This is a genomic window from Streptomyces sp. NBC_00005 (assembly GCF_045160215.1).
Taxonomy (GTDB): Bacteria; Actinomycetota; Actinomycetes; order Streptomycetales; family Streptomycetaceae; genus Streptomyces.
In genome coordinates this window covers 4,999,169-5,015,158 of sequence record NZ_CP108316.1, presented here as the reverse complement: position 1 = coordinate 5,015,158, position 15,990 = coordinate 4,999,169, and the positions used below count along the sequence as shown (strand labels likewise).

Genomic DNA, 15,990 nt, shown 5'->3' with positions numbered 1-15,990 from the left:
TGATCAGCACATAGTTCTGGTGGTTAAGTGTCCCTCACGCAGGTGTGTGATCGCGAAAGGGGCTGGTGGTCGTGCCTGAGCTGAGGCCTTGGCGGGCCGCGAGACCGCATGTGGTGCGGGCTGCGAACGCCGTGCGACCGCGTCTGGCACGGGCCGCCGGGACCGTACGCCCGCGTCTCGAACGAGCCGCGAACGCCGTGCGACCGCAGCTCGAACGGGCCGCGGCCGCTACGAAACCGCAGCTCGCACGGGTGCAGCTCGCGCGGAAGCGGCTCAGCCGGAACACGGGGCCGAAGACCGTCAGGACCTGGCAGTACACCGCGGGCGCCGCCACCGCCGGTGTGGCGCTGGCCGTCACCGTGGCGACCGCCGCCGGTCCCTGGGACTCCACCGGTCAGCGTACGGCCGAGGCGGACCGCGCAGTCGCCCTGGAACGAACGGGTGGCACAGATCACGGCCGTAATTCCGATACGTCCGGTTCATCCGACGCGGCGGCGGGGGCGCCCCGGCCCGCCCCGAGCGCCGCATCCGTCCTGATCGGCCTGGGCGGCGCCGCGAACACCGTGAAGTCGGCCCCGACCGGCGCGGCCCTCTCCGGCGTTCTGGGCCCCCTTCTGGGGGACGCGGCGCTCGGCTCCCGCCACACCGCCGCGGTCGTCGACGTCGCCACCGGCAAGCGCCTCTACGGCACCGGCGCCGACGACGCGCTGACCCCCGCCTCCACGACGAAGATCGCCACCGCGGTCGCCGCCCTGTCGGCGATGGGCGCCGATCACCGCCTGACCACCCGCGCGGCCCTGGAGCCCGACACCAAGGAGCTCGTCCTGGTCGGCGGCGGCGACCCGACACTGACGGCCCACAAGGAGGCGGACGGCTGGGCCAGCCTGCGGGACCTGGCCGACAGGACGGCGAAGGCGTTGAAGAAGCGCGACCTCCACGAAGTGACGCTCTCCTACGACACCACCCTGTACGCCGGCCCCGAACTCCACCCCATCGGTGTCAACGTCAACCTCGCGCCCGTGAGCCCCCTGATGGCCGACGAGGGCCGCATCGACGACTCGACGAGCGGCCCGGTCAAGCGCGTGACGGACCCGGCGGCGGACGCGGCCCGCGCGTTCGGGACGTTCCTCGAGGGCCACGGCATCAAGACCACGCCCCCCGGCCCGTCCAAGGCGACGACCCGGGCCAAGAACCTCGCCGCCGTCTCCTCGCCCCCGCTCTCGGCCCTGATCGAGCGCATGCTGACCAACAGCGACAACGACATCGCCGAGGCCCTGGCCCGCCAGACGGCCGTCGCGACGGGGAAGCGCGCGAGCTTCGACGGCGGCGCGTCCGCGATCGCCGCCACGCTGAAGAAGCTCGAACTCCCCCTCAAGGGTGCCGAGTTCCATGACGGCAGCGGCCTCGACCGGGACGACAGACTCACGGCCGACCTGCTCACGGCCCTGCTGGTGAAGGCCGGTGACCCCTCCCACCCCGAACTCCGGCCGGTCCTGACGGGCCTCCCGGTGGCCGGCTTCACCGGCACCCTGACCAGCCGCTACACCAACGGCGCGGCAGGAGTCGTACGAGCGAAGACGGGCACCCTGACGGGCGTGAACACCTTGGCGGGAACGGTCGTCGACCAGGACGGCCGCCTGCTGGCCTTCGCGTTCCTGGCAGCCGACACGACCAGCCCGTTGGCGGCCCAGTCGGCACTGGACCGGACGGCCACGGCTCTGGCGGCCTGCGGCTGCGGGTGATCGCCGTTACCACTGTGGCGGCCGCGATGCCCCGCCGAACTGCGGCGGCCTGCCCCAAGTGGGAGTGCTCACGTACCGTTGACGCATGACGAGCATCGGTGGTGCCGAGATGGTCGACTGGAATCTCGCGGTCGCGACCGCGACCCGGCTCGTGCGGCCGGGCCCCGACGTGAGCCGCGACGAGGCCCGGGCCGTCGTCGCGGAACTGCGTCGGCACGCCAAGGCCTCGGAGGAACACGTCCGGGGCTTCACCCGTATGGGCACGGAGGAGACCCACTCCACCCCGATCCTGGTCGTCGACCGCCCCGGCTGGGTCCGGGCGAACGTCGCCGGTTTCCGGGAGATCCTCAAGCCGCTGCTCGACAAGATGCAGGAGCGGCGCGGCAGCACCCCCGGCGGCGCGGTCCTGGGCGCCGTCGGCGGCAAGGTCACCGGCGTCGAACTGGGCATGCTGCTGTCGTTCCTGGCCTCCCGAGTCCTCGGCCAGTACGAGACCTTCGCCCCGTCCACGCGCGACCTTCCCGCGGGGGAGAACGGCGGTGGCCGGCTGCTCCTCGTCGCCCCGAACATCGTGCACGTGGAGCGCGAACTCGACGTCCAGCCCCACGACTTCCGCCTGTGGGTCTGCCTGCACGAGGAGACGCACCGCACGCAGTTCAGCGCGGTGCCCTGGTTGCGCGACCACCTCGAGGGCGAAATCCAGTCTTTCCTGGGGGAGACCGAGGTCGACCCCATGACCGTGCTGGAGCGCATCAGGGAGGCCGCCCAGTCCCTTGCGGGCGGGCGCCCCGAGGGCGAGGAGGACGACGGCGGACGGTCCTTCGTCGAGATCGTGCAGACCCCGGCGCAGCGCGAGATCCTCGGCCGCCTCACCGCCGTGATGTCCCTCCTGGAGGGGCACGCCGACTTCGTGATGGACGGGGTGGGTCCAGAAGTCGTACCGACCGTCGCCGAGATCCGCGAGAAGTTCCAGCAGCGCCGGGCGAAGGGCGCCTCCCGACTGGACATGGCCCTGCGCAAGCTGCTGGGTCTGGATGCCAAACTCAGGCAGTACCGGGACGGCGAGCGGTTCGTACGGGCCGTCGTGGACCAGGTCGGCATGGACGGCTTCAACCGGGTGTGGACGTCCCCGAACACCCTCCCCACCAAGGCGGAGATCTCGAAACCGGCGGACTGGGTCGCGCGGGTGCACCGCAAGACCGAGTCGTGAACGCCGTGGCGAGGTCGTGAAGCGAATCCGGCCGACGGCAGGCGAACGCCCCTCCAATCACCCGTCCGAGGGACCGTGAGCGATGGGTAGGCGTGCGATGCTCGGGGAACGGCCCGGTTCTGTCACCATCTACACACTCTGAGTGACCGACCTCGGGCTCACCCCCGAAAACTTCATGAAGGGAACCGGACATGGGTCCCCATCCTGCGGTCGCGGCGATACGCCTGGCGGTCCGCCACGTCCTCCACGACATCCTCAACACCCACCAGACCACCTCCGAGGCCCCCGGCCTCTCCGAGCGGACCCCGCACGAGCGCCCGCGATCGCCGCTCGTGCTCGTGGCGTGCTCCGGCGGCGCCGACTCCATGGCCCTCGCCTCCGCCCTCGCGTTCGAGGCCCCCAAGCTCGGCATCCGCGCCGGCGGCGTCACTGTCGACCACGGCCTGCAGGCCGGCTCCGACCTGCGCGCCGACGAAGTCGCCCTGCGCCTGGGCGAACTGGGCCTCGACCCGGTCGACTGCGTCTCCGTGACCGTAGGCCGCGAAGGCGGACCGGAAGCCGCCGCCCGCGACGCCCGCTACGCCGCGCTCGATGCCGCCGCCAAGCGCCACGGTGCGTGCGCCGTCCTGCTCGGCCACACCCGCGACGACCAGGCCGAAACCGTCCTGCTCGGCCTCGCCCGCGGCTCCGGCATCCGCTCCCTGTCCGGAATGGCCGCGGTCTCGGGGGCCGACGGCCGTTACCGGCGCCCCTTCCTCCAGCTCGACCGGCAGACCGCGCGCAAGGCCTGCATGGTCCAGTCGCTGCCCGTCTGGGACGACCCCCACAACGCGGACCCCGCGTACACCCGCTCCCGGCTGCGCCACGAGGGCCTGCCCGCCCTGGAGAAGGCGCTCGGCAAGGGCGTCGTCGAGGCCCTCGCCCGTACGGCCCAGCTCTCCCGCGACGACGCCGATGCCCTGGACGCCTGGGCCGGTCAGGCCGAGGCCGGCGTGCGCGACGCCGCCGGCCTCCTGGAGTGCGCCAAGCTCTACGCCCTGCCGCCCGCCGTGCGCCGCCGCATCCTGCGCCGCGTCGCCATCGAGGCCGGGGCGCCCGCCGGTTCGCTGTTCGCCCGTCACATCGAGGAAGTCGACCGGCTGATCACGGGCTGGCGCGGCCAGGGAGCCATCAATCTCCCGGGCAAAGTCGTCGCCCAGCGCCAGGGTGGCAGACTGGTGATTCGGCAAGGCTGAATCTCACCTCTCCCGGGGGCTCTCCCAGGGGAGGCGCCGAGCGGCCGGTTGGACGACCGAAAGTGATGCGGGTGGACGCGAAAGACATGGGCACCGACCTCAAAGAGGTGCTCATCACCAAGGAAGAGATCGACGCGAAGCTCGTGGAGCTGGCCGCGAAGATCGACGCGGAGTACGCGGGCAAGGACCTGCTCATCGTCGGAGTCCTCAAGGGCGCGGTGATGGTCATGGCAGACCTCGCCCGGGCGCTGTCCACCCCCGTCACCATGGACTGGATGGCCGTGTCGTCGTACGGCGCGGGCACCCAGTCCTCCGGTGTGGTGCGGATCCTCAAGGACCTCGACACCGACATCAAGGGCAAGCACGTCCTCATCGTCGAGGACATCATCGACTCCGGCCTGACCCTGTCGTGGCTGCTGTCCAACCTCGGCTCCCGCGAGCCGGAGTCGCTCAAGGTGTGCACCCTGCTGCGCAAGCCGGACGCCGCCAAGGTCGCCATCGACGTGGAATGGGTCGGCTTCGACATCCCGAACGAATTCGTCGTGGGCTACGGCCTCGACTACGCCGAGAAGTACCGCAACCTCCCGTTCGTCGGTACGCTCGCGCCTCACGTCTACGGCGGCTGAGCCAGCAGAGCTGTCTTTGTAGGACGATCGGGAACCCCAGCGGGTTTCGCGCCGTTGGAGCAGGCAGACGGGTTTGCCAGCCGTCCCGTGCGACTTCGGGCCACAATGCTGGGGTACCGTCAGAAGAACTGTCTTATCAAACTCACTATGGCAGGAGGGACGGGGCGACACCGCTCCGTATGGATGGACGTGAAGCGATACTTCCGTGGGCCGGTCATGTGGATCGTGCTGGCCGTCCTTGCCGTGGTCGTGTTGATGCAGGTCGTCGGCTCGTCCGGCGGCTACAAGACGGTGGACACCGGCCAGGTCGTCCAGGCGATCAATGACAACAAGGTCGAATCAGCCAAGCTGACCACCGGCGACGAGCAGACCGTCAAGGTCCAGCTCAAGGACGGCGTAAAGGTCGAGGGCAGCTCGAAGATCCAGGCGAGCTACATCGGCGATCAAGGCGTGACCATCGCCAACACGCTGCAGACCAAGTACCAGGACAAGCAGATTCCGGACGGCTATACGGTTTCGCCGTCCAAGCAGAACCCCTTCCTGGGCATCCTGCTCTCGCTGCTCCCCTTCGTCCTGATCGTGGTCGTCTTCCTGTTCCTGATGAATCAGATGCAGGGCGGCGGCTCCCGGGTCATGAACTTCGGGAAGTCGAAGGCGAAGCTCATCACCAAGGACACCCCCAAGACGACGTTCTCGGACGTCGCGGGGTGCGACGAGGCCGTCGAGGAACTCCACGAGATCAAGGAGTTCCTGCAGGAACCGGCGAAGTTCCAGGCCGTCGGCGCCAAGATCCCCAAGGGCGTGCTCCTCTACGGCCGTCCCGGTACCGGCAAGACGCTGCTCGCGCGTGCCGTGGCCGGCGAGGCCGGGGTCCCCTTCTACTCGATCTCCGGTTCCGACTTCGTCGAGATGTTCGTCGGTGTCGGTGCCTCCCGGGTCCGTGACCTGTTCGAGCAGGCCAAGGCGAACGCCCCGGCGATCGTCTTCGTCGACGAGATCGACGCGGTCGGCCGCCATCGCGGCGCCGGCCTCGGCGGCGGTCACGACGAGCGCGAGCAGACGCTGAACCAGCTGCTCGTCGAGATGGACGGCTTCGACGTCAAGGGCGGTGTGATTCTCATCGCTGCCACGAACCGTCCGGACATCCTCGACCCGGCGCTTCTGCGCCCGGGCCGCTTCGACCGCCAGATCGCGGTCGACCCGCCGGACCTGATGGGCCGCCTGGAGATCCTCAAGGTCCACCAGAAGGGCAAGCCGGTCGCACCGGACGTCGACCTGTCGGCCGTCGCCCGCCGTACTCCCGGCTTCACCGGCGCGGACCTGAGCAACGTCCTCAACGAGGCCGCGCTGCTCACGGCCCGCAGCGACAAGAAGTTGATCGACAACTCCAGCCTGGACGAGGCGATCGACCGTGTGGTCGCGGGCCCGCAGAAGCGGACCCGGATCATGTCGGACAAGGAGAAGAAGATCACCGCGTACCACGAGGGCGGCCACGCCCTGGTCGCGGCGGCTTCTCCGAACTCCGACCCGGTCCACAAGATCACGATCCTGTCGCGAGGCCGTGCCCTCGGCTACACGATGGTTCTGCCGGACGAGGACAAGTACTCCACGACCCGCAACGAGATGCTGGACCAGCTGGCCTACATGCTGGGCGGCCGTGCGGCCGAGGAGCTCGTCTTCCACGACCCGACCACGGGCGCTGCGAACGACATCGAGAAGGCCACCGCAACGGCCCGCGCGATGGTCACGCAGTACGGCATGACCGAGCGTCTCGGCGCCATCAAGTTCGGCGGCGACAACACCGAGCCGTTCCTCGGCCGGGAGATGTCGCACCCGCGCGACTACTCGGAAGAGGTTGCCGCGCTGGTCGACGAAGAGGTCAAGAAGCTCATCGAGACGGCGCACAACGAGGCCTGGGAGATCCTGGTCGAGAACCGCGACGTCCTCGATCAGCTGGTGCTCCAGCTGCTGGAGAAGGAGACGCTGAACAAGGAGCAGATCGCAGAGGTCTTCGCTCCCATCGTCAAGCGTCCCCCGCGGCCGGCCTGGACCGGCTCCTCCCGCCGCACGCCGTCCACCCGTCCGCCGGTGCTCTCCCCCAAGGAGCTCGCACTGACGAACGGCGCCAACGGCGCGACCCCGGCGATCACCACCGCCAAGGCCACCGCGGCGGAGCCCGCCCCGGTGACCGAGTCGGCCCCCGAGGATCGCCCGGAGAGCTGACCACCGCTCTCCCGACGGCCTCGTCAGGCCCGGAATGAATGCCGCGCCCCCCAGGTTCTAGCCTGGGGGGCGCGGCATTTCCGTAGGTCCGCAGATGAGGCGCGTGGCCCACACGCGTGACCGGCACAGGAACGAGGCACCAAATGACCGACCCCGTGACGCTGGACGGCGAGGGTTCGATCGGCGAGTTCGACGAGAAGCGTGCCGAGAACGCCGTACGCGAGCTGCTGATCGCGGTTGGCGAGGACCCCGACCGGGAGGGACTCAAGGAGACGCCGGCGCGGGTGGCGCGGGCGTACCGGGAGATCTTCGCCGGGCTGTGGCAGAAGCCCGAGGACGTGCTGACGACGACGTTCGACCTGGGGCACGACGAGATGGTGCTCGTGAAGGACATCGAGGTGCTGAGCTCCTGCGAGCATCACCTGGTGCCGTTTGTCGGCGTGGCCCATGTCGGCTACATCCCGTCCACCGACGGAAAGATCACGGGCCTGTCGAAGCTGGCCCGGCTCGTGGACGTCTACGCACGCCGGCCGCAGGTGCAGGAACGTCTCACCACGCAGGTCGCCGACTCCCTCATGGAGATCCTGGAGCCGCGTGGCGTGATCGTCGTCGTCGAGTGCGAGCACATGTGCATGTCGATGCGGGGCGTCCGCAAGCCGGGGGCCAAGACCATAACGTCGGCGGTCCGTGGTCAGCTGCGTGACTCCGCCACCCGCAACGAGGCGATGAGCCTCATCATGGCGCGCTGACGCGGGGCGCGTACCGCCTCGTCAGGCCGTCGTCGCCGCGCCGTTGTTGTGCTCGTCGTCCTCCGGGAGCCTGCACACGCGCTCCAGGAAGATGGCCGCCACTATGACGGCGATGCCTGCCACGACCGCGAAGCCGGCGTAGATGGCCTGGTCGCGGCGGGCGGGGATGTCGAGGAGCTCCAGGAGGAAGGCGCCCGTGCCGCCGTACATACCGGCGACGAGGGCGGCCACCAGGGCGCTGGCCTGGCCGAAGACGACCGCGCGGGCCGCCATCAGGGGATCGACGCCCTTGGCCTCGGGGCGGCGCTCGCGCTGGGCCTTGAAGCGGGCGCGCAGCGAGAGCGCCGTGGCCAGCAGGACCACCGCGATCACGGCGAGGACGATGGGGGCGGCCAGGGGGACGCTGGGCAGGGTCCCGATCGAGTTCCAGAGGCGGGCGCCCGCCCAGGACAGGATTCCGGCCACGACGAACACGCCTGCCAGCACCCTGATGCGCAGCTCTCTCACGGTGTCCCTTCAGCTCCCCCGCGTCCTGCGGACCGTCCCGCGGACTGTGGTCGTCTTGACCTTAACGACTACTCGGGCAGGTGAAGTTCCAGGTCCTTGCGCACCGTCACGCCCTCGCGGGTGACGGTGTCGAGGAGATCGGCGACGGCGCCACGGCCGGTCAGCTGCGCCTCGGGTTCCATGTCGTGCCAGGGGGCGAGGACGAAGGCGCGCTCGTGCGCGCGCGGGTGGGGCAGGGTGAGGTGCGGGTCCTCCAGGACGACGTCGGCGTACGCGACGATGTCGACGTCGAGGGTGCGCGCTCCCCAGCGCTCGTCCCGTACGCGGTGGAAGGCCTCCTCGACCGCGTGGGCCCGCTCCAGGAGTGAGGACGGCGGGAGGGTGGTCTTCAGAACGACGACCGCGTTGAAGTACGCCGGCTGGCTGCCGGGCTCGACGCCCCAGGGCTCCGTCTCGTACACCGGAGACACGGCCTTGATGCGGACGCCAGGGGTGTCCTCCAGGGCGTCGATGGCGCCCTGGAGGGTCTCCAGGCGATTGCCGAGGTTCGCGCCGAGGGAGATCACGGCCCGTTTCGGGTTGTGGAGTGTGGTGTCGGCGGCGTCCACCTGCGCCACGACGGAGGCGGGTACCGGCTGTACGGTCGGGTCGCTGTGACCCTCGGTGAAGGACGCGGTCATGCTCGGCTCCGGGTGATGGTGACGGTCACGTCGTCGAAGGGGACCGTGATCGGTGCGTCCGGTTTGTGGACGCAGACCTCGACTTCCTGGACCCCGTCGTGCTTCAGGCAGGCCTGGGCGATGTGCTCGGCGAGCGTCTCGATGAGGTTGACGGGCTCGCCCTGGACGACGGCCACGACCTCCTCCGCCACGATGCCGTAGTGCACGGTCTTCGCCAGGTCGTCGTCGGCGGCGGCCGGGCGGGTGTCCAGCCCGAGGACGAGGTCCACGATGAAGGTCTGGCCCTCCTCGCGCTCCTTGGGGAACACCCCGTGGTGCCCACGGGCCTTGAGGCCGCGCAGCGCGACACGATCCACGCGAATCACTCCTGCAATCGTCGGTAACGGCCGGTCGATGCCGTGTGCGGGCGGCACACCGGCCTCAAACGAATCTACCCGCGGGCACTGACAGGACCGGGCCACGGGGGCGTGGGCCCGGTCCGGGACCAGGAGGTTTCATCGTGTGTTTCCCCTGGGGAACCCGGCGGCTCATGGGTTGGTAGCCGCCCCTACCCAGGGGTCCGTGATTCCAACCACTTCTTGGTCCCAGCGGGTTCCGGTCGGGCGTCCTCAGTGGGCGCCTACCCACTCACGAGGGTGTGTCGTCCTCCTCGGCCTCGTCGTTTTCGGCCATTACCGGGGAGGCGTGGTGGGACCAGAGCTTCCAGCCGGAGGGGGTGCGGCGGAACACGTTCGTGGCGACCACCAGCTGGCCCACCAGCGGCCCGAGTTCCTCGCTGCCCTCGGGAGCGGGGCCGCCGCTGAGGATGTTCTCGGTGCAGGTCACCAGAGCCGTGTCGCCGGTGACGGAGACGTGCACGTCGGTGAGAAAGAACTGGATGTAGTCGGTGTTCGCCATGATCAGCGCGTACGACCTCAGCACCTCGCCGCGGCCGGTGAGCACGGGCCAGCCGGGGTGCACGCACGAGACCACCCCGGCATCGGCCGGATCGTGGTACTCCTCGTCGACGCCCAGGTCGGACGGGGTCAGCCAGAGCGAGGACAGGTCCTCGAAGTCGCCGCGCTCCAACGTCTCGTAGAAGGCGGTGTTGGCGGCCTCCACCTGCTCGACGTCCGTGTGGGGGGCGCTCACCGGGCTCCTTCTGCACCGTGTGCGCCGGGGGCGGGCTCTGTGGCTCGGGCTCCGCTCGTGGCACTGGCGCCCGGCGCGTGTCCTGCGGCACGCGCTCCTTCCACGGCGCGCGAGACCCGTACGGCGTCCGCCGTCGCGCGCACCTCGTGCACGCGGACCGCCCATGCCCCGGCGTGCGCCGCGAGCGCGGAGACGGCGGCCGTGGCGGCGTCGCGCTCGCGCGCGGGCGGCGGCGCGCCCTCCGGTCCGGCGAGGACGCGCCCGAGGAACCGCTTGCGGGAGGCGGCGACGAGCACGGGGTGGCCGAGGCCGAGCAGGCGGTCGAGGTGGGCGAGCAGCACGAGGTCGTGTTCGGCGTCCTTGGAGAAGCCGAGGCCCGGGTCGACGACGATGCGGTCGGGGGCGGCGCCGGCCTCCAGGAACGCCTCCACGCGTGCGTGCAGTTCGTCGACGACCTCGGTGACGACGTCGGCGTAGACGCCCTTGACGTTGCCGCCCTCCAGGAAGCCGCGCCAGTGCATGACGACGAAGGGGGCGTCGGTCTCCGCCACCACCTGGACCATGGCGGGGTCGGCGAGGCCGCCGCTGACGTCGTTGACGAGGGCGGCGCCGGCCGCGAGGGCCCGCTCGGCCACGGAGGCGCGCATGGTGTCGACGGAGACGGTGACGCCCTCGGAGGCGAGGCCGCGGACGACGGGGATGACGCGCTTGAGTTCCTCGGCCTCGTCGACGCGGGTGGCGCCGGGCCGGGTGGACTCGCCGCCGACGTCGACCAGGTCCGCGCCCTCGGCGACCAGTTCGAGGCCGTGTTTGACGGCGGCCGTCGTGTCGAAGAAGCGGCCGCCGTCGGAGAAGGAATCGGGTGTGACGTTCACGACCCCCATGACCGCGCAGCGGTCCCATTCCGGAAGGCCCGCGACGCGCCCGCGTCCGCTCTGCTTGCTCATACGTTCAGCGTAGGCCCAGGGCCCGGCCCCGGGCCGCCACGGCCCGGGCGGAAGCCCAGGCCGTCACGATCCGGGGCGGAAGCCACCGGGCCTGTCCGGGTGTCGGCCGGGTGCGGGTGTCCGGCCGCCGGTTCACGCCGCGCGTACGTCCCGGTCCGCGACGGCGTGGGCGCACGCGCGCGGGGCGGCCTTGCGACGGCGCAGGAAGCGCGGCAGCGGGAGGGCGAGGTCGACGAAGCCCTCCGCCTGCATGGCGGCGAAGCCGATGCGCGGCAGGTCGGCCGACGCGCGGTAGACCACGAAGCGCGGTTCCCAGCGGGGCCGGAACTTCGCGTTGAACTTGTACAGGGACTCGATCTGGAACCAGCGGGAGAGGAACACCAGCAGTCCGCGCCAGGCGCGCAGCACCGGGCCCGCGCCGATCTTCTCGCCACGCGCGAGTGCCGAGCGGAACATCGCGAAGTTGAGCGACACGCGCGCGATGCCGAGTTTCGGTGCCGCCTGGAGGGCGGCGACGATGAGGAGTTCGTTCATACCGGGGTCGGCCGAACGGTCGCGGCGCATCAGGTCCAGGGACGCGCCGTCCTCGCCCCAGGGGACGAAGTGCAGGATCGCCTTCAGGTCGCCGTAGTGTCCCGGCTCCTCGTCGGTCTTGTGGGCGGTGGCGATCAGGCAGTCGCCGTCGGCGGCGTCGCCGATGCGGCCCAGGGCCATGGAGAAACCGCGCTCGGTGTCGGTGCCGCGCCAGTCCTCGGCGGCCTGCCGGATCCGCTCCAGCTCGGCGTCGCCGACGTCACGGACACGTCGTACCCGGGTTTCGTAACCGGCGCGCTCGATGCGCTTGACCATCTGACGCACGTTGCGCATCGCGCGGCCGGCGAGGGAGAAATCCGCGACGTCCACCACCGCCTCGTCGCCCAGTTCGAGGGCGTCGAGGCCGGTCTCGCGGGTCCACACCTCGCCTCCCGTCTCCGAGCAGCCCATCACGGCCGGCGTCCAGGAGTGCGCCCTGGCCTCGTCCATGAAGCGCTCGATGGCGCCCGGCCACGCCTCGACGTCGCCGATGGGGTCACCACTGGCGAGCATCACGCCGGACACGACCCGGTACGTCACCGCCGCCTTGCCGCTGGGCGAGAAGACGACCGCCTTGTCGCGGCGCAGCGCGAAGTGACCGAGGGAGTCGCGGCCGCCGTGCTTGTCCAGAAGAGCCCGCAGGTGTGCCTCGTCCTCCTCCGTCAGGCGCGCCGCCGGGTGTTCGGGGCGGAAGGCGAGGTAAATCGTTGTGATCGCCGTCAGCAGGCCGAGAGCGCCCAGCGAGAAGGCGACCGTCCACGAGGTGTTGCCCTGGTAGTCGACCGGTCCTTCGAAGCCGAACAGGCCGTACAGGACGTGGGTAATGCGATCGGCCAGGCTCGGGTCGCCGACCATGCGATTCGGGTGGACGCTGACGATGATCAGTCCGAGCACGAGGGAACCGGCGCCCATGAGGACGAAGTTGGCGAGCGCACGCCACCGGCTGCGCGGGTCCGGCAGTGCCCTGAACTGGTCCCGGTGGCGCAGCAGGGGCGCGAGCAGCGCGAGCGAGATGACCACTCCGATCAGGGAGTGGCGGTACGTGAACTGCGCCACCGCGCCCGCCGGCAGCAGCGCCACGGCGGCCCGCCACGCCCGGCGTTTGCCGCGCCTCAGCCCGTGGGCGAGCAGCAGCAACAGCACGCCGGTGCTGAGCGAGAGCGCGGCTGCGAACGGGCCGAGCGCACCTGGCAGCACCTCCGCGATGGTGTGCATACGGCTGTGCCTGAAGCGCGGGAAGACGCCCGCGGCGATGTCCAGTAGGCCGACCAGAGCACATGCTCTGGCGACGAGGACCGGGACGGCCTCGGGGCGCGGACCACGGAATACGCGCCGCGCGCTGCGTGATCGGGAGGGAACCCCACCCGACATTTCCTCATCTGTCCTGACAGACATCGCATCCCGTAGTTCTGCGAGAGACCTTGGATCCGGTACCGATTCGGGCATCCGGCGACATTGCGCCCTCTAGGACGGTGTCTCGGGGGGAGAGGTTCCTTCTCCCCTTCAAAGCCGGTTCAAAGGCCGAGGAAAGTCCCGGACAAGCCCTCGCGAAGAAGCGGGGGAGCCGGTTGCAAACCGCAGGCAGGAAGCAGGTCATGGGTCTTACGAGCAACAAGGTGCTGGTGCTGGCAGTCGCGTTCGCGGTGCTGCTGTTCGTCGGCACGGTGTGGCTGTGGCCGCGTCTGGCGCGGCGGAACTGGCGGGCCGTCAGCGGACGCGTCGGTCTGCTGCTCGGCACCCAGCTGGCCCTCTTCATGTCGCTGGGCCTCGCCGCCAACCAGGCCTTCGGGTTCTACGCCAGCTGGGCGGATCTGTTCGGCCAGGAGAAGGATCAGGGCGTCGTCGTGAACCACACGGCGCTCGGCGGCTCGGGCGGCCCGCTGGAGGTTCTCGACACGGCACGCGTGCGTGGAGCTGGCGGTTCCCGGCCAGAGGTGGCCGGCCAGATCCAGAAGGTCGACATCGTCGGCCGTACGACGCACATCGCCACACCCGCCTACGTGTACCTGCCGCCGGAGTACTTCCAGGCGCGATACCGCGCGCGTACCTTCCCCGCGACCGTCGTGCTGACCGGATACCCGGGCACCGCCCAGGCGCTCGTGAACAAGCTGCACTACCCGAGCACCGCCCAGGACCTCGCGAAGGACGGCCGTATGCAGCCGATGATCCTGGTGATGCTGCGGCCGACGGTGGCGCCGCCGCGGGACACGGAGTGCGTGGACATCCCGGGCGGTCCGCAGACGGAGACCTTCTTCGCGAAGGACCTGCCCGACGCCATGCTGGCGCACTACAGGGTGGGCAAGAAGCCGGGCAGCTGGGGCATCATCGGCGACTCCACCGGCGGCTACTGCGCCCTGAAGATCGCCATGCACCACCCCCGGGCGTACGCCGCCGGGGCCGGCCTGTCGCCGTACTACAAGGCGCCGATCGACCCCACCACGGGCGATCTCTTCCGGGGCGACAAGGAGCTGCGTAATCGCGCCGACCTGTGGTGGTGCATCAAGCACCTGCCCGCGCCCGACACTTCACTGCTCGTCACCAGCAGCAGGATCGGGGAATCCAACTACAAGGACACGCTGAAGTTCATAGAGCGTGTCCAGGCCACGAAGCTGACGCGGATCTCGTCGATCATCCTCGAAAGCGGCGGCCACAACTTCAACACCTGGCGGCGGGAGATTCCGGCGACGCTGCAGTGGATCAGCGGGCGGCTGAGCGACCGGTGATCCACCGGTGATCCACCGGGCGGGGCGGCCCCGCAATTCGCCTTCAAGTGCGGCCGGAATAGCGCCATCACGGCAAAGCTGAGGCAAAGTTGACCCCTGATGCCCCGTGAACGTTTCGGGATGGCTGCGTTTTTGCGGGGCGGGGCACCAAGGGTCGCCTACGCGCGGTAAGTTTCTGGCCATGCCACGTGGACGTCACCGCCATTCCCCGCCCTTGCACAGGCTGCTGCCTCCGTCGGCGATCGCAGGCGTCTCCTTCGTCTGCGCGTTCGGCCCCTGGGTGTTCTCGCAGCAGGCCGTGCTCCGTGTCATAGCCGCGGCCGCCGCGGCGACGGCTGTCGTCGGTGCGGCCGTCATGCGCCGCTGGGACGCACAGGCCGGCAAGCAGGTCGCCGACCTCACGCGCGCGCGTGCGAGCGACGAGTGGCGGCACGAGGAGCGGGTCGCCGAGCTGGAGACCGACCTCGACGAGTCGCGCGAGCTGCGCAGCAAACTGGAGCAGCGGCTGCGGGCGAAGCGGGCCGAACTGGCCGGGCTGCGCAACGAACACGCGGCGCTGCTGCGGCGGTACGCCACCGCGGAGACCGAGCGCGCGAGCGCCCTGGAGGGCCGCCGCCTGCTCGAGATAGAGGCGGGGGCTCCGGCACGGGCCTTGCCGCCGGCGCCCTTGATCGAGGACGACGCGGTGGCGGAGACGGAATTCGCGGACGACACCGAGGCTGTGGCTGCCTCGGTGGACGCGGACGACGTCGACGCCGACGAGACGCCGGACGCTCCCGCGGTCTTCTCCCCGGAGGGGTCCCACCTGTTCCTGCGGGCGAACGCGGCACTGAAGCGGTTCGACGAGGACGGTGACGGTTCTCCGAAGGACGCTTCTGCGACGGACGGCTCCCTGGAGGACGATTCCCCGGAGGGCGCTTCCCTGGAGGACGACGACCTGGAAGGCGACTCGCCGCAGGGCGACTTCCCGACGGACCAGGACAGCGCGACCGACGGCTCTTCGCCCGAGGACGACGGTTCTCCGAAGGGGAACGGTTCTCCGAAAGGCGGCGGTTCTCCGAAGGGCGACGGTCCCACCAAAGGCGATGCCTCCTCGAAGCGCGAGTCGGTGAAGGCCGGTTCCGCCGTGACCGACGCCGCCGCGACCGGGACGACCCCCGCCACGACCGGTTCCGCCGCCAACGCTGCTACGGAGGCCGCGGCGCAGGAGGACGAGGCCCAGGGGCAGCCCGAGGCGGTCGACGGGCATGAGCGCGCGGCCGCCAGCACCCCGGCCAGGCACGCCCCGTCCGGCCGGCCCGCGCAGCAGCCTGCCGGGCACTTCGTGGCGCCGACCGCGGTGGCCGTCGTACCGGCCGCGCCCGTGCGGCGTCCGACGGTCGAGGGCGGATTCGACTTCTTCGGTACGAAGACGGAGCAGGCGCGCGATGCCCTCGAGGCCGTGCAGAACGAGGACCTCGCCGATGTCGTCGGCCAGGAGGCGCTCGCCCTCCACAAGGCCGAGGCCGAGGCGGAGTTCAAGCCCGCCGACGAGGACTCGCGCGGTGTCGGTCAGGTGATCGACCTGACGGCCCACGACGAGACCGAGCAGATCGACGTGCAGGGGCTGCGCAGCAAGGTGTCCTGAAGCTTCGGTTTCCTGGA

The 15,990-nt window shown here is 70.4% G+C and carries 14 protein-coding genes; 8 read left to right on the top strand and 6 right to left on the bottom strand.

The features are described 5' to 3' along the window. Positions 1-110 precede the first annotated feature (110 nt). The 6 genes from dacB to folE all read left to right on the top strand — a co-directional run bounded on the left by dacB (position 111) and on the right by folE (position 7,785). Entirely contained in the window at positions 111-1,742 is a 1,632-nt protein-coding gene (gene dacB / locus OG303_RS23010) for a D-alanyl-D-alanine carboxypeptidase/D-alanyl-D-alanine-endopeptidase (RefSeq protein WP_405877426.1), read from the top strand. 85 nt (positions 1,743-1,827) lie between these two features. Next, positions 1,828-2,952, top strand: coding sequence for a zinc-dependent metalloprotease (locus OG303_RS23005; protein ID WP_405870516.1), 1,125 nt, complete (start codon positions 1,828-1,830; stop codon positions 2,950-2,952). Between the two features lie 191 nt (positions 2,953-3,143). Next, complete coding sequence (gene tilS / locus OG303_RS23000) at positions 3,144-4,187, top strand: tRNA lysidine(34) synthetase TilS (RefSeq protein WP_405870515.1); 1,044 nt, start codon at positions 3,144-3,146, stop codon at positions 4,185-4,187. A 65-nt stretch (positions 4,188-4,252) separates the two neighbouring features. Beyond that, positions 4,253-4,813 carry a hypoxanthine phosphoribosyltransferase gene (gene hpt, locus OG303_RS22995; RefSeq protein WP_030043337.1) on the top strand — a complete coding sequence of 187 codons (561 nt, stop codon included), beginning with the start codon at positions 4,253-4,255 and terminating at the stop codon, positions 4,811-4,813. 183 nt (positions 4,814-4,996) lie between these two features. Continuing rightward, entirely contained in the window at positions 4,997-7,036 is a 2,040-nt protein-coding gene (ftsH, locus tag OG303_RS22990) for an ATP-dependent zinc metalloprotease FtsH (RefSeq protein ID WP_405870513.1), read from the top strand. A gap of 143 nt (positions 7,037-7,179) precedes the next feature. After that, positions 7,180-7,785: a GTP cyclohydrolase I FolE gene (gene folE / locus OG303_RS22985; RefSeq protein ID WP_405870512.1), complete on the top strand. Its 606-nt coding sequence runs from the start codon at positions 7,180-7,182 to the stop codon at positions 7,783-7,785. Between the two features lie 21 nt (positions 7,786-7,806). On the opposite strand, the gene OG303_RS22980 is transcribed toward folE, so the two are convergent. The 6 genes from OG303_RS22980 to OG303_RS22955 form a co-directional block, all read right to left on the bottom strand. Further along, on the bottom strand, positions 7,807-8,292 hold the full coding sequence (locus OG303_RS22980; RefSeq protein ID WP_405870511.1) for a DUF3180 domain-containing protein: 486 nt from the start codon (positions 8,290-8,292) through the stop codon (positions 7,807-7,809). A 68-nt stretch (positions 8,293-8,360) separates the two neighbouring features. Next, a complete protein-coding gene (folK, locus tag OG303_RS22975) occupies positions 8,361-8,972 on the bottom strand; it encodes a 2-amino-4-hydroxy-6-hydroxymethyldihydropteridine diphosphokinase (RefSeq protein WP_405870509.1) in 612 nt (203 codons plus the stop codon). Continuing rightward, on the bottom strand, positions 8,969-9,328 hold the full coding sequence (folB, locus tag OG303_RS22970) for a dihydroneopterin aldolase (protein WP_405870507.1): 360 nt from the start codon (positions 9,326-9,328) through the stop codon (positions 8,969-8,971). Before folB ends, folK begins: the two co-directional genes overlap by 4 nt. 271 nt (positions 9,329-9,599) lie before the next feature. Then, complete coding sequence (locus OG303_RS22965; RefSeq protein ID WP_405870506.1) at positions 9,600-10,103, bottom strand: nuclear transport factor 2 family protein; 504 nt, start codon at positions 10,101-10,103, stop codon at positions 9,600-9,602. Continuing rightward, positions 10,100-11,050 carry a dihydropteroate synthase gene (gene folP / locus OG303_RS22960; RefSeq protein ID WP_405870504.1) on the bottom strand — a complete coding sequence of 317 codons (951 nt, stop codon included), beginning with the start codon at positions 11,048-11,050 and terminating at the stop codon, positions 10,100-10,102. The genes OG303_RS22965 and folP overlap by 4 nt, the downstream gene beginning before the upstream one ends. A 132-nt stretch (positions 11,051-11,182) precedes the next feature. Continuing rightward, positions 11,183-12,994: a phosphatidylglycerol lysyltransferase domain-containing protein gene (locus OG303_RS22955; protein ID WP_405870502.1), complete on the bottom strand. Its 1,812-nt coding sequence runs from the start codon at positions 12,992-12,994 to the stop codon at positions 11,183-11,185. 224 nt (positions 12,995-13,218) lie between these two features. On the opposite strand from OG303_RS22955, the gene OG303_RS22950 reads away from it, so the two are divergent. After that, the gene (locus OG303_RS22950; protein WP_405870501.1) at positions 13,219-14,346 is read left to right on the top strand and encodes an alpha/beta hydrolase; all 1,128 of its coding nucleotides are present in this window, start codon (positions 13,219-13,221) and stop codon (positions 14,344-14,346) included. Between the two features lie 181 nt (positions 14,347-14,527). Continuing rightward, positions 14,528-15,973 carry a hypothetical protein gene (locus OG303_RS22945; RefSeq protein WP_405870500.1) on the top strand — a complete coding sequence of 482 codons (1,446 nt, stop codon included), beginning with the start codon at positions 14,528-14,530 and terminating at the stop codon, positions 15,971-15,973. Positions 15,974-15,990 lie beyond the last annotated feature (17 nt).